The organism is Nocardioides sp. GY 10113 (assembly GCF_004919105.1).
In the GTDB taxonomy this organism is placed as follows: domain Bacteria; phylum Actinomycetota; class Actinomycetes; order Propionibacteriales; family Nocardioidaceae; genus Nocardioides.
Map to the genome: position 1 here is coordinate 168,431 of NZ_STGK01000010.1, position 11,924 is coordinate 180,354.

The following is an 11,924-nucleotide window of genomic DNA, read 5'->3' on the forward strand; positions in this document are numbered from 1 at the left end:
CGGGCGTCAGGCGAGGCGCGCGGTCAGCGGCGCAGGGTCAGGTGCGGCGCAGGATCAGCGGCGCAGGATCAGCGGCGCAGGTCAGGCGAGCGCGGCGTCGACGGTGCCGTGGATCACGAACACCTTGGCCAGGCCGGTGATCTTGAAGATCTTGAGCAACCGGTCCTGGGTGCAGACGAGCTCCAGCGCGCCGTCGTGCGCGCGCACCTTCTTCAGCCCACCGACCAGGACGCCGAGGCCGGTGGAGTCGAGGAACTCGACGCCCTCCATGTCCACCACCAACCGGTAGTTGCCCCCGGCGACCAGCTCGCTGATCGTGTCGCGCAGCTTGGGCGCGGTGTAGACGTCGATCTCGCCGCCCACCGCGATCACGGTACGGCCCGCTGCTTCGCGCGTCGACAGCGTCAGATCCACGTTCACCCTCACAAGGCTCGGCCGTATGTCGGCACTGGTCAGAAGCCACATCAAACCACGCGGCCCCGAGGCGCGAAAAGACGACCGGACTCCGTCGCTCGACCCCGGCACCTGGGTTGTGTCTACCCGCCGTGTGAGGATCTGAAACATGACCTGCCCGACGGCCGCGCAGCCCCTCGAGGTGGCGTCGGCGGTCGACCGCCTGACCGCGGCGCCGGGGCGCGCCGAGCGGCTCACGCACCGCCAGCGGGTGCCCGCGCGGCCGGCCGCGCACGCGGCGTGGCCGGCCTGGGCCGACCCGGACCTGGTCACCGCGTACGCCGCCCGCGGGGTGGGCAGCCCGTGGCGCCACCAGGTGGTCGCCGCCGAGGCCGCGCGGCGGGGCGAGCACGTCGTACTGGCCACCGGGACCGCCTCGGGCAAGTCGCTGGCCTACCTGCTGCCGTCGCTGACGGCGATCCGGGAGCGACGCGGCGCGCGTGGCCAGCGTGGCTCAAGCACGCTCTACCTGGCGCCCACCAAGGCGCTGGCCCAGGACCAGCGCGCGGCGATCGCCGGACTGGGCCTGGACGTGCGGGTGGCCACCCACGACGGCGACAGCTCCCCGGAGCAGCGGGAGTGGACCCGCGACCACGGCGAGTACGTCCTCTCCAACCCCGACATGCTGCACCGCTCCCTGTTGCCCGCCCATGAGCGCTGGGCGCGGTTCTTCGCCACCCTCGACTTCGTGGTGGTCGACGAGTGCCACCACTACCGGGGCGTCTTCGGGGCCCACGTCGCCCAGGTCCTGCGCCGGCTGCGCCGGATCTGCGCGCGGTACGGCGCCTCGCCGACGTTCGTGCTCGCCTCGGCCACCGTGGCGGAACCGGCCCGGGCGGCCGAGCGGCTGACCGGGCTCGACGTGCTGCCGGTGACCGAGGACGGCTCCCCGCGGGGCGAGCTCGAGGTGCTGCTCTGGGAACCTCCGCTGCTGCCCGGCAAGGGCGAGCACGGCGCGCCCGTGCGCCGGCCCGCGCCGGTCGAGACCGCCGACCTGATGACCGACCTGGTCCTCGAGGACGTGCGCACCCTGGCGTTCGTGCGATCCCGGCGCGGCGTCGAGTCGGTGGCCCGCCGGGCCGGGGAGCTGCTCGCCGAGGTCGACCCGTCGCTGGCGGACCGCGTCGACTCCTACCGGGGCGGCTACCTGCCGGAGGAGCGTCGGGCCCTGGAGGAGGACCTCCGCAGCGGTCGACTCCTCGGGATGGCCGCCACCAACGCTCTCGAGCTGGGGATCGACGTCTCCGGCCTCGACGCGGTGGTGATCGCCGGCTTCCCGGGCACCCGGGCCGCGTTCTGGCAGCAGGTGGGCCGCGCCGGCCGCACCGGCGGCGGGGCGATCGGGGTGCTGGTGGCACGCGACGACCCGTTGGACACCTACCTCGTGCACCACCCCGACGCGCTGCTCGGCCAGCCCGTCGAGGGCACTGTCTTCGACCCGGACAACCCCTACGTGCTCGGCCCCCACCTGTGCGCCGCCGCCCAGGAGATCCCGCTGACCACTGCGGACCTGCCGCTCTTCGGCGAGCGGACCCGCGAGGTGCTCGCGGAGCTCGTCGCGGCCGGGCTGCTGCGGCGCCGCACCCAGGGCTGGTACTGGACCGACCGCCGCCGCGCCGCCGACCTGGCCGACATCCGCTCGGCCGGCGGTCGCCAGGTGCAGCTGATCGACGGCGCGACCGGACGGGTGGTCGGCACGGTCGACGGCGGCCGCGCCCACTCCACCGCCCACGCCGGCGCCGTCTACCTGCACCGCGGCGAGACCTGGCGGGTGGAGTCGCTGGACCTCGACGAGCACGTCGCCGTGATGAACCCGGTCGAGGCGACCTTCACGACCACCGCCCGGGAGCTCACCGACATCCGGATCGTCACCGAGGCCGAGCACGAGGCCTGGGGCCGGTGCCGGCTCTCGCTGGGCACCGCCGACGTCTCCCAGCAGGTCGTCTCCTACCTGCGCCGCCGGGCCGCCACCGGGGAGGTGGTCGACGAGACCCCGCTCGACCTCCCCGAGCGGACCCTGCGGACCACGGCGGTCTGGTGGACCGTCCCGCCTCAGGTGCTCGCCGAGACCGGCCTCGCGGAGTCCGACCTGCCGGGCGCCGCCCACGCCGCCGAGCACTGCTCGATCGGGCTGCTCCCGCTGTTCGCGACCTGCGACCGCTGGGACATCGGGGGCGTCTCGACCGCGCTGCACCCCGACACCGGGATGCTCACGGTCTTCGTCCACGACGGCCACCCGGGCGGCGCCGGGTTCGCCGAGCGTGGCTACCGCACCGCGCGGGCCTGGCTCACCGCCACCCGGGACGCCATCGCGGCCTGTGGCTGCGCGACCGGTTGCCCCTCGTGCATCCAGTCCCCCAAGTGCGGCAACGGCAACGAGCCGCTGGACAAACCAGGGGCGCTGCGGCTGCTCGACGCGCTGCTGCGCGAGGCGGGAGGAGACCCCGCCGACACGCCGCGACGGTAGCCTGCCACCATGCTCGTCCTCGGACTCGTGCTCCTCGTCCTCGGCGCGATCCTCGTGCTCTCGGGGCTCTTCGCCTCCGGCACCGAGGCCAAGACCGTGGGCGGCACCACCGACGTGCACACCACCTTCCTCGGCATCGACATGCCGGCCGAGACCCTGTTCCTGATCGGCGTGGCCTCGGCGGTGCTGGTCCTCGGCGGACTGTGGCTGTCGAAGGTCGGCGCACGCCAGGAGTGGCGCCGCCGCAAGGACCGGCGACGGCTCGACGAGCTGTCGCAGAAGCTGGACCGGAGCGAGAGCGAGCGTCGCGACGAGGGGACCGGGAACGGGAACGACCGTTCCTGACGCCGGCGCTCCGCCGCAGCGGGCACGAGGTGAGCACCGCACGGGCCGGGCAGGCCGGGCAGGCCGTGCAGCAGGCCGGGCAGAACGGGCAGTTCAGCCTGGCCCGGCCCGGGCCCGCGCCTCGAGGTCGGCGCTCCACCCCCGCCACCGTGGACCGGCGAGCCGGACCCTGACCTCCACCGCTCCGGCGAGCGTCGTGCACCCGACCAGGGTCGCCGCGTTGGCCTCGGCGATCCGCGCCGCAGCGGCGCAGGCAGCACCCCCGTCAGCCCACGACGCGGCCCCTGCCAGCGCGGCGAGGTCCGCCGCGGCCTGCGCCCTCCGGTGGTCGACGACCAGCGCCGCGACCACCGCAAGGCCGCACCCGACCACCAGCAGCAGGCCGGACAGTGCCACCACCAGCACCGTGGCCGCACCGCGCTGGCCGGGCCGCGCCGGCCGCCGTCGGGCACACGACGCCGCCGGGCGCCCCGGCGTCACGGGGTCGACCCCTCGCTGAGCGCCACGGCCTCCGCCCGGAGGCGGACGCCCGGGAGGCCACCGAGCAGCCCGCCGGGGCCGGCCAGCACGCCGGCGGCCGTCGCCACCGCGCGGCCGCCCTCGTTCGCGACCGCGACGCGGACCCCTGGCGGCGCGATGCGCTCGGCCAGCGCCACCGCGTCCGCGGGATCGTCGCCCCGGGCCACCGCCCGGGCCGCCTCCCGCGCGGCGTCGACGGTGCGGGCCTGCGCGGCGCCGAGGGAGAGCAGCCAGACCAGGACGAGCGTGACGGCGATCAGCGCCGGCAGACCCATCACCAGCTCGGCCGTGACCGCGCCCCGGTCGCCCCGACGCGCCGCCGGCCTCACCCCACGCCCAGCAGGCCGAGCACGTGGTCGTAGAGGGTGCGCAGCATCCGGTCCCCGAACCCGCTGGTCAGCAGCTTGTAGAGCAGGCCGGCCAGCCCGGCGCCGGCGGCCGTGCCGACGGCGTACTCCGCGGTGGTGATGCCGCGTTCCTCCCGCCTCCGAGCCGCCGCAGGCCGCAGCGGGGGCGGGGGCGGGGCAGGGAGCGGGAAGGGACGGATCGGGCTGACGGGGACGTCGTCGCGGGGCATCGTGGCCTCCTCTCGGGCCGCCGGGTGCGGCCGGTGCCCCGACTCTGCGCCAGCGCCGCGACCAGGCGGGAGCGAGCAACCGCGGGCTGTGGAACGCACGCGGGCGGTCCACAGCGGGGTTCGCCGCGAGCGGCGAGCGGTGGTGCGTCGGCGCTACCCGGTACGACCGGAGATGCGGTCTCCTAGGCGGGCGACGAAGGACGTCCGCGCCGCACCACGCGTCTCGATCCGGTCCGCGATCCCGTAGGCGCGGTACAGGCCGTGGATGCCCAGCCAGCGCAGCGGCTCGGGCTCCCACCGGCGGGCCCGCTGGTCGACCCACGGCAGGGTGGTCCGGTCGGTCGACTCGCCGGCGACCAGGTCGGCCAGCGTGCGGCCGGCGAGGTTGGTCGCGGTGACGCCCGTGCCGACGTACCCACCGGCCCAGCCCAGGCCGCTGTCGCGGTCGTAGGCGACGGTGGCCCGCCAGTTCCTCGGCACCCCGAGCACGCCGCTCCAGCCGTGGGCGATCCCGGCGCCCGCCAGCGTGGGGAACCAGGAGACGAGGATGTCGCGGAGCTCCCGCACGGTGTGCTCGGGGATGTCGCCGTCGAGGTCGGTGCGGGAGCCGAAGCGGTAGGGGTAGCCGCGTCCGCCGAGCGCGATCCGACCGTCGGGCGTGCGCTGCGCGTAGGTATAGCGGTGGGAGAGGTCCTCGAGGGTCTCGTAGCCCCGCCAGCCGATGGCGGCCCACGCCTCCTCCGGGAGCGGATCGGTGATGATCATCGAGGAGTTCATCGGCACCCACGTGCGCCGCTCGCCGTCCAGGCCCGCCGTGAAGCCCTCCGTGGCGCGCAGCACGTGCCGGGCGCGGATCACCCCGCGGTCGGTGACCACCCGGCCCGGGGCGATCGAACGCGCCGTGGTGCCCTCGTGGATCCGGACGCCGCGGGCGCGGACCAGCGCGGCCAGCCCGCGGACCAGCCGCGCGGGGTCGATCCGCGCGCAGTGGGGCTCCCACACGGCGGCGCGGGTCTCGGCGACGCGGACCCGGGCCGCCGACTCCTCCGGCCCCAGCAGCACCGCGCCGAGCGTCGGCCACCGCTCCGCCCGAGCGACCAGGTCGCGCGCCCGCTCCTCCTGCGCCGCATTGCGGGCGACCAGGAGCGTGCCGCCGCGGCGGATCCCGGCGTCGATGCCGTGCCGCTCGGCGACCGCGATCACCTCGGCGACGGCATCGATCATCGCCTGCTGGAAGCGGGCCACGTCCGCGCGCGGGTGGGTGCGCGCGTAGCCGTCGAGGCCGCCGGTGACCGTCGCCGACAGCCAGCCCCCGTTGCGCCCCGAGGCGCCGTAGCCGGCGAACCGCTGCTCGACCAGCCGGACCTCCAGGTCGGGCCGCAGCTCGGAGAGGTAGTACGCCGCCCACAGGCCGGTGTAGCCGGCGCCGACGATCACCACGTCGGCCTCGGCGTCGCCGGGGAGCGGGTCGCTGGGCTCCGGCTGGCCGATCGCGGACCACCAGTGGGAGACGTCCCCGGTACGGCGGGCGAGGTTCATGGGCACTCCGGGCTCTGCGATCGGCGGACCGGGCGACGCCCGGTGGAGGACAAGAGTGGACCCACCGCGGCCGCCGGCGGCGCAACGACGCGCTGGTCGTGGCAACGCCGATCCGCCGCGCACCGACCCAGCGAACGGCCCGGGCCGTCACCAGGCGAGGGTGCCGGCCAGGCCGGCGACCACCGGGACGATGCCCAGCAGCAGGAACGCCGGCAACAGGCAGATCCCCAGCGGCACCGCCGCGCGCACGCCCACCGAGCGCGCACGGTCCTCGGTCTCGGCCCGGGCGCCGGCGGCGAGGTCGGCGGCCAGTCGCTGGACCGCCTCCGCCACCGGAGCCCCCGTGCGATGGGTCCGCGCCATCGTCCGGCCCAGCGGCGCCAGGGCCGGGTCGGCAGCCAGTCCGGACCAGAGCGGGCCCGGGTCGGCGCCCAACGCCAGGCGGGCGGCGACGGGCGCGAGGCGGTCGGCCGCCGCGCCGGGCAGGGCCAGCACGACCAGGTTCACGGCGTCGGGTGGCGCGCTCCCCGCGCGGAGCGCGGCGGCGAGCAACCCGACCAGGTGCGGCAGGTCCCGGCGAGCCTCCTCGCGGAGGCGGCGTACCTGCCGCGGCTCGATCCGACCGGCGGCCACCCAGGTGCCGATGCCGACCGCCGCCCCGCCGGGCAACGCCAACGGGCCGCCGAGGAAGGCGGCCGCGCCCGCCGCGGCGACCAGCCCCGACGCCGCGCGCAGCGCCACCGACCCGCGCGGCACCGCCGACCGCTGCGGCGCGGACACCGCCGCTGGCCCCGCTCGGCGCACCGCCCCACGCACCCGCGGCGGCGCGGGTGCCAGCAACGCGGCCGCGGCGATGGCGGCGAGCACGGCGAGCACTCCGCTCACCGGCCGCGCTCGACGTCCGACGCGATCGCCTCGATCCAGGCCAGCCCCGCCAGCCCGGAGCCGAGGCCGGCGGCGAGGCAGAGCAAACCCGGCGTGGTGCCGAGGAGGAACCCCCACGGGTCGGCGCCCCCGGCGCCGCCGACCGCCAGCGCGACCAGGGGCAGCCCACCGACCAGCCGGGCGGTGGCCCGCGCCGAGGCCAGCTCACCGGCGACCACCCGCCGGGTCTGCTCGGCCGCGCGCAGGTCCTCCGCCACCCGCCCCAGGGCATCGCCGAGACCGTGCCCGGTGCGCTGCGCGACCTGCCAGGCGGCCGCGACGACCCTCAGGTCGGCGGCGCCCGGTCGCTCCGCGAGGCCGCGCAGGGCCTCGGCGACGGACCCGCCCGCCGCGGCCGCCCGCGCCGCCGGCGCCAGCAGCGGCCACTCCTCCGCCACCCGCTCCAGCGCATCCGCCGGCACCGCGCCCCCGGCCAGCTCGCCGCGCAGCGCCTCGCAGAGCTCGACGACCGCCGCCCGGGTCGCACCGGCCGAGGCCCGCGCGACGCGTCCGCGCCACCACCGCTCGCCGGCCACTCCCACGCCGAGCGCGAGTGCGGCCAGGACGACGAGCCGCGGCGACGGCGCGGCGACCATCCCCAGCGCGGTGACCAGCGCGGTGACCAGCGCCGCCGCCCCGGCGACCGCGTCACGTCGGCGGGCCCGCGCCGTCATCGTCGCGCCCGGCCCAGCAGCACGGCCAGCTCCTCCGCCGCCGCGCCGGGGACGCCGGAGCCGTCCGCTGCGAACCGGACCGCTGGCACCGCCCGCGCCCAGCCGCCGTCGTCCCGCCGCAGCAGCGCCACCTCGGCCAGCCACCGCCGACCGGTGCGGTCGCGCTCGAGGTGGAGCACCACCCGCACCGCCGCGGCGAGCTGGCTGTGGGCGGCGGCCCGGTCCAGCCCGGCGGCGAGGGCCAACGCCTCGACCCGGGCGGGCACATCGGCCGCGGAGTTGGCGTGCAGCGTCCCGCAGCCGCCCTCGTGCCCGGTGTTGAGGGCCGCCAGCAGGTCGACCACGGCGGCGTCGCGGACCTCGCCCACCACCAGCCGATCCGGGCGCATCCGCAGGGCGTGGCGGACCAGGTCGCGCAGGCCCACCGCCCCGGCGCCCTCCAGGTTCGCCGGCCGGGCCTCGAGCCCGACCACGTGCGGGTGGTCGGGCCGCAGCTCGGCCGCGTCCTCGACCACGACGATCCGCTCGGCGGCCGACGCCTCGGCCAGCATCGCGGCCAGCAGGGTCGTCTTCCCGGAGCCGGTGCCACCGGAGACCAGGAAGGAGAGCCGGAGCTCCAGGACCGCCCGGACGATCTCGAGCGCCGGCTGCGCCAGCCCGCCGCTGCGCCGCAGCTCCGCCAGCGTGAAGCCGCCGCGCCGCGGCACCCGCAGCGAGATCGCCGTACCGGGATGTGCCAGCGGGGCCAGTACGGCGTGGCAGCGGGTTCCGTCCGGGAGCCGCACGTCCGCGCACGGCGCGGCGTCGTCCAACCGCCTCCCGCCGGTCGCGACCAGGCGTTGCGCCAGCCTCCGGACGGCCGCCTCGTCGGGCAGCCGGACCTCGGTGGCCTCCAGCCCACGCCCACGGTCGACCTGGACCGGCTCCGTGCCGTTGACCAGTACGTCGGTGACGCCGGGCAGGCGCAGCAGCGGCTCCAGCGGACCGGCCCCGAGGACGTCACGGCGCAGGGCCTCGTAGACCGCGAGCACCGTGGCGTCGCCGACCGGCCGTCCCGAGGCCCGCAGCGCCTCGGCCACCCGGTGCGGGGTCAGGGCGCCGGTCCCGTCGGCCAGCCGCCGCCGGACCGCCTCGACCAGGTCGGCCGGCGCGGCCGCGAGCGCGCTCACGCGTGGGCCGCCGCCCAGACGGCCTCGGCGGCCCGAGCCAGCGGGCCGCGTGCCTGCCGCAGCGGCCCCAGCCCCAGGTCGATCGACTCCGCCAACCCGCGCTGCTCGCGCATCTGCGCCAGCACCGGCAGGCGGACCACCCGGGTCACGTCCCGAGCCGACAGCTCCTCCCCGCGCACCACCACCGCGACGGAGGGGTGCGCGGCGAACCGGCTCCGGAGCCGGGCGGTCGAGGCCACCCCGACGAGCGTCGCCGGGGCGACCAGGACCAGCAGGTCGCAACGGGCCGCCAGCTCCTCGGCCAGCGTGTCCGCGGCCCGCGGCAGGTCGAGCACCACGGTGCGGTGGCCCCGCCGCGCGGCCGAGAGCGCCTCGCGGACCGCGAACGCCTGGAGGCGCTGGGGCTCCGCCCCGGCGTACCAGGAGAGGACGCCGAGCTGGTCGCGCCGCGGCAGCGCCTCACGCAGGGCACGGGCCGAGAGGCGACCGGTGGTGCGGCACAGCGCGTCCCAGCGGAAGCCCTCGGTGCGCTCCAGCCCCAGCATCCGGTCCAACCCGGGCCCCTGCGGGTCGCAGTCGATGATCGCCGTCTCCGCGCCGATCGCGGCGGCCCGGCCGCCGACAGCGGACTCGTCGGCGGGCCCGGCGGCGTACCGGGCCGCGTACTGGGCGACCGCGCAGGCCAGCGTCGTGGCACCGGCCCCGCCGGCGCCCCCGATCACCCCGACCACCCGGCCGCGGGTCCGGTGGCCCTCGGTGACGTCGGTCAGCAGCTCGACCAGCCAGCCGTCGGAGACCGGCACCTCCACGACCTGCCGCGCACCGATCGCGAGGGCGTGCCGGAACGCCTCGTCGGGCACCCGGGCGCGGCCGACCAGGAAGACCCCCGGGCGGGGGTCCGGCGCCATCCGGGCGAGCTCCGCGGCGACGTCCGTGCCCACCAGCACCACGGGCGCGCGCCCCCACAGGCCCAGCGCCTCCGCAGCGCCGCGGACCACCGCGGGCGTCACGTCGGCCGCTGCGGCCAACGGGAGGAGGTCGGCGAGCAGGTCGGGGTCACGGGTGATCACCAGCGGGGCGGTCGGGTCCGGCTGCCCGACGACGGCGAGCGGTGGGAGGTCGACGTGGAGGCTCATGGCACTGTTCTCGCGCACCGGCGGCCGTCCCGGCACCGAGCGGTCTCCCCCTGAGGAGGACCTTCGTCCCGACGCTGCCTTGTGCGCTGCTAGCGGGCCACCGCGTGGCTACGATGGCGCCATGCCCCCGGCGGCGGCGCGCTCAGCCGCGTTCTTCGACCTCGACAAGACGATCATCGCGAAGTCGAGCGTGCTGGCTTTCAGCAAGCCCTTCCAGGCCGGCGGACTGATCTCGCGCCGCGCGGTGCTGCGCTCGGCGTACGCCCAGTTCTTGTTCATGGTCGGCGGCGCCGACCACGAGCAGGTGGAGCGGATGCGGCAGTTCATGTCGACGCTGTGCGCCGGCTGGGACGTCGCGACCGTGCGCGAGATCGTCGCCGAGACCCTGCACAACGTGGTCGACCCGATCGTCTACGACGAGGCGGTGCAGCTGATCGCCGACCACCGCGCCGCCGGGCGGGACGTGGTCATCGTCTCCACCTCCGGCAGCGAGGTGGTCGAGCCGATCGGCGACCTGCTCGGCGCCAACGACGTGGTGGCCACCCGGTTGGCCATCGAGGACGGCCGCTACACCGGGGAGATCGAGTACTACGCCTACGCCGAGGAGAAGGCGAACGCCATCCGGGCCCTGGCCGAGCAGCGCGGCTACGACCTCGACTCCAGCTTCGCGTACAGCGACTCGGTGACCGACGTACCGATGCTGGAGACGGTCGGCCACCCGTTCGCGGTCAACCCGGACAAGGACCTGCGGAAGGTCGCCGAGGGCAACGAGTGGCCGATCCTGGTCTTCACCAAGCCGGTCGCCCTGCGCAGCCGACTGCCGCTGCCGCCGCCGAAGCCGACGCTGGCCGCGCTCGCGGTCGGCGGTGTGGTCGCGGTCGGCGCGGCGGTGTGGGCCGGGGTCCGCCGGAAGGGCTCCATCGGCGCCTGACACCGGCGCCCGACCGATCCCCGACCGATCCCCGACCGATCCCCGACCCACCCCCGACCCACCCCCGATCGGTCCGATTTCGGCCTCTGACCTGGGAATACGCCGCATTGTGCAGCATGCACACGGCCCGCGCTCCAACTCACCAGCCTGCGCTGGCCGACCACCAAATACAAGTCTTGAAGGTGGCGTGCGGTCGGCGTAGAAAGGCCTTGGACAACTTCAGACCACACGCAGTACCTGGTACCCACGCGGCGATCTACCCTTCTGAATTGGGCGCTGACCGACGGGAACCTCCCGAGGTAGCACTTGTTGATGCACGCTTGGTAGCCGGAACTGCGTGTCCGCGGTGGCATCCGAGCGACGCACGAGCCTCGGGTGCCACCTGCATGTTCGGGACTAGTCCTCCGCGGCCCGCCGCAGCGGACTCGCCTCGGCCGCGGCGGCGTACGCCTCGGCCGCGTACAGCAGCCACGCGTGCCGCCCCGCGGCGTTGCCGGACGCCCAGCCCCGCAGGTTCGACTCGTACTGCGCGCGCAGGGCCAGGTGCGCGGCCTCGGGCACCACCAGCGACTTCTCGTCCACCCCGCGGGCGGCGAGCAGGAGCCGCTCGGCGGCGCGGGCGACGATCCCGTTGTGGGAGCCGAACGGCGCGGCGGTGGCCAGGTCCGCGTGGACGATCGCGGCGAGCGCCAGGGCCGGGGCCTCCGTGCGCGCGGTGATCATCGAGGCCAGCGCCCGCAGCGTGGTCGCCGCGTCGGCGTCGCGCGGACGCCCGAGGCGATCGGCGGGCAGGGAGGCCTGGGCGGCCAACGCGTGCAGCCGGGCCAGCGCCTGCAACGGCTGGGTGCGGATCACGGGCACCAGCCCGAGCAGCTCGGTGGAGACCCGGACGGCGTCCGCGGCGATCTCGTCGGCGGCGCCCTCCCGGATCTCGGCCAGGGAGGAGGCGGACCCCTCCAGCACCGCGCTGGCGTGCGCGCCGCGCAGCAGCGACTCCGCCGTGGTCTCCGGAGAGGTACGCCGTAGGCCCCGGTCGCGCAGCACGACGTCGATCCCGTCCCGGGCCGACGCGAGGGCCGAGGGGACCCCCTCCAGCGAGAGCAGCCAGGCCAGCGGGTCCGCGTTCACGGCACCGACCCTACTGACCCGGCGTCGAGCGGTCCGAGACGGGCGCGGCACACGCCACGCGC

General features: G+C 76.6%; 13 protein-coding genes. 3 read left to right on the forward strand and 10 right to left on the reverse strand.

All coding sequences use genetic code 11. The annotated features are described in order from the left end of the window. Positions 1 to 81 precede the first annotated feature (81 nt). The gene (locus E8D34_RS13495) at positions 82 to 414 is read right to left on the reverse strand and encodes an STAS domain-containing protein (protein WP_136595231.1); all 333 of its coding nucleotides are present in this window, start codon (positions 412 to 414) and stop codon (positions 82 to 84) included. 148 nt (positions 415 to 562) lie between these two features. Here E8D34_RS13495 and E8D34_RS13500 point away from each other — a divergent pair, with 148 nt between their 5' ends. Further along, positions 563 to 2,920, forward strand: coding sequence for a DEAD/DEAH box helicase (locus E8D34_RS13500; RefSeq protein ID WP_136595158.1), 2,358 nt, complete (start codon positions 563 to 565; stop codon positions 2,918 to 2,920). Positions 2,921 to 2,929: 9 nt separating this feature from the next. Beyond that, positions 2,930 to 3,265 carry a hypothetical protein gene (locus E8D34_RS13505; RefSeq protein WP_136595159.1) on the forward strand — a complete coding sequence of 112 codons (336 nt, stop codon included), beginning with the start codon at positions 2,930 to 2,932 and terminating at the stop codon, positions 3,263 to 3,265. 93 nt (positions 3,266 to 3,358) lie between these two features. Here E8D34_RS13505 and E8D34_RS13510 read toward each other — a convergent pair whose 3' ends face one another. From E8D34_RS13510 to ssd, 8 genes are all read right to left on the reverse strand, one after another. Continuing rightward, complete coding sequence (locus E8D34_RS13510) at positions 3,359 to 3,745, reverse strand: Rv3654c family TadE-like protein (RefSeq protein ID WP_136595160.1); 387 nt, start codon at positions 3,743 to 3,745, stop codon at positions 3,359 to 3,361. Further along, complete coding sequence (locus E8D34_RS13515; RefSeq protein ID WP_240771344.1) at positions 3,742 to 4,059, reverse strand: TadE family type IV pilus minor pilin; 318 nt, start codon at positions 4,057 to 4,059, stop codon at positions 3,742 to 3,744. Before E8D34_RS13515 ends, E8D34_RS13510 begins: the two co-directional genes overlap by 4 nt. 50 nt (positions 4,060 to 4,109) lie before the next feature. Further along, on the reverse strand, positions 4,110 to 4,361 hold the full coding sequence (locus E8D34_RS13520; RefSeq protein ID WP_136595162.1) for a DUF4244 domain-containing protein: 252 nt from the start codon (positions 4,359 to 4,361) through the stop codon (positions 4,110 to 4,112). 153 nt (positions 4,362 to 4,514) lie between these two features. Beyond that, positions 4,515 to 5,900: an FAD-dependent oxidoreductase gene (locus tag E8D34_RS13525; protein WP_136595163.1), complete on the reverse strand. Its 1,386-nt coding sequence runs from the start codon at positions 5,898 to 5,900 to the stop codon at positions 4,515 to 4,517. A 147-nt stretch (positions 5,901 to 6,047) separates the two neighbouring features. Further along, a complete protein-coding gene (locus E8D34_RS13530) occupies positions 6,048 to 6,785 on the reverse strand; it encodes a type II secretion system F family protein (RefSeq protein ID WP_136595164.1) in 738 nt (245 codons plus the stop codon). After that, on the reverse strand, positions 6,782 to 7,498 hold the full coding sequence (locus tag E8D34_RS13535) for a type II secretion system F family protein (protein ID WP_136595165.1): 717 nt from the start codon (positions 7,496 to 7,498) through the stop codon (positions 6,782 to 6,784). Before E8D34_RS13535 ends, E8D34_RS13530 begins: the two co-directional genes overlap by 4 nt. After that, a complete protein-coding gene (locus E8D34_RS13540; RefSeq protein WP_136595166.1) occupies positions 7,495 to 8,667 on the reverse strand; it encodes a TadA family conjugal transfer-associated ATPase in 1,173 nt (390 codons plus the stop codon). Before E8D34_RS13540 ends, E8D34_RS13535 begins: the two co-directional genes overlap by 4 nt. Further along, on the reverse strand, positions 8,664 to 9,803 hold the full coding sequence (gene ssd, locus E8D34_RS13545; protein WP_136595167.1) for a septum site-determining protein Ssd: 1,140 nt from the start codon (positions 9,801 to 9,803) through the stop codon (positions 8,664 to 8,666). The genes E8D34_RS13540 and ssd overlap by 4 nt, the downstream gene beginning before the upstream one ends. Positions 9,804 to 9,924: 121 nt before the next feature. Between ssd and E8D34_RS13550 the strand changes: the two genes are divergently transcribed. Further along, positions 9,925 to 10,734, forward strand: a complete 810-nt coding sequence (locus E8D34_RS13550; protein ID WP_136595168.1) for an HAD family hydrolase — start codon at positions 9,925 to 9,927, stop codon at positions 10,732 to 10,734. A 396-nt stretch (positions 10,735 to 11,130) separates the two neighbouring features. Here E8D34_RS13550 and E8D34_RS13555 read toward each other — a convergent pair whose 3' ends face one another. Beyond that, positions 11,131 to 11,862 (reverse strand): oxidoreductase, encoded by a 732-nt coding sequence (locus E8D34_RS13555; RefSeq protein ID WP_136595169.1) that lies wholly within the window; start codon positions 11,860 to 11,862, stop codon positions 11,131 to 11,133. Positions 11,863 to 11,924: the final 62 nt, after the last annotated feature.

What these genes read in the sequence shown, in the direction of transcription:
- E8D34_RS13500 (WP_136595158.1), top strand. Translation starts at nt 563, where the DNA reads ATGACCTGCCCGACGGCCGCGCAGCCCCTCGAGGTGGCGTCGGCGGTC.
- E8D34_RS13505 (WP_136595159.1), top strand. Translation starts at nt 2,930, where the DNA reads ATGCTCGTCCTCGGACTCGTGCTCCTCGTCCTCGGCGCGATCCTCGTG.
- E8D34_RS13515 (WP_240771344.1), bottom strand. Translation starts at nt 4,059, where the DNA reads ATGGGTCTGCCGGCGCTGATCGCCGTCACGCTCGTCCTGGTCTGGCTG.
- E8D34_RS13520 (WP_136595162.1), bottom strand. Translation starts at nt 4,361, where the DNA reads ATGCCCCGCGACGACGTCCCCGTCAGCCCGATCCGTCCCTTCCCGCTC.
- E8D34_RS13525 (WP_136595163.1), bottom strand. Translation starts at nt 5,900, where the DNA reads ATGAACCTCGCCCGCCGTACCGGGGACGTCTCCCACTGGTGGTCCGCG.
- E8D34_RS13535 (WP_136595165.1), bottom strand. Translation starts at nt 7,498, where the DNA reads ATGACGGCGCGGGCCCGCCGACGTGACGCGGTCGCCGGGGCGGCGGCG.
- ssd (WP_136595167.1), bottom strand. Translation starts at nt 9,803, where the DNA reads ATGAGCCTCCACGTCGACCTCCCACCGCTCGCCGTCGTCGGGCAGCCG.
- E8D34_RS13550 (WP_136595168.1), top strand. Translation starts at nt 9,925, where the DNA reads ATGCCCCCGGCGGCGGCGCGCTCAGCCGCGTTCTTCGACCTCGACAAG.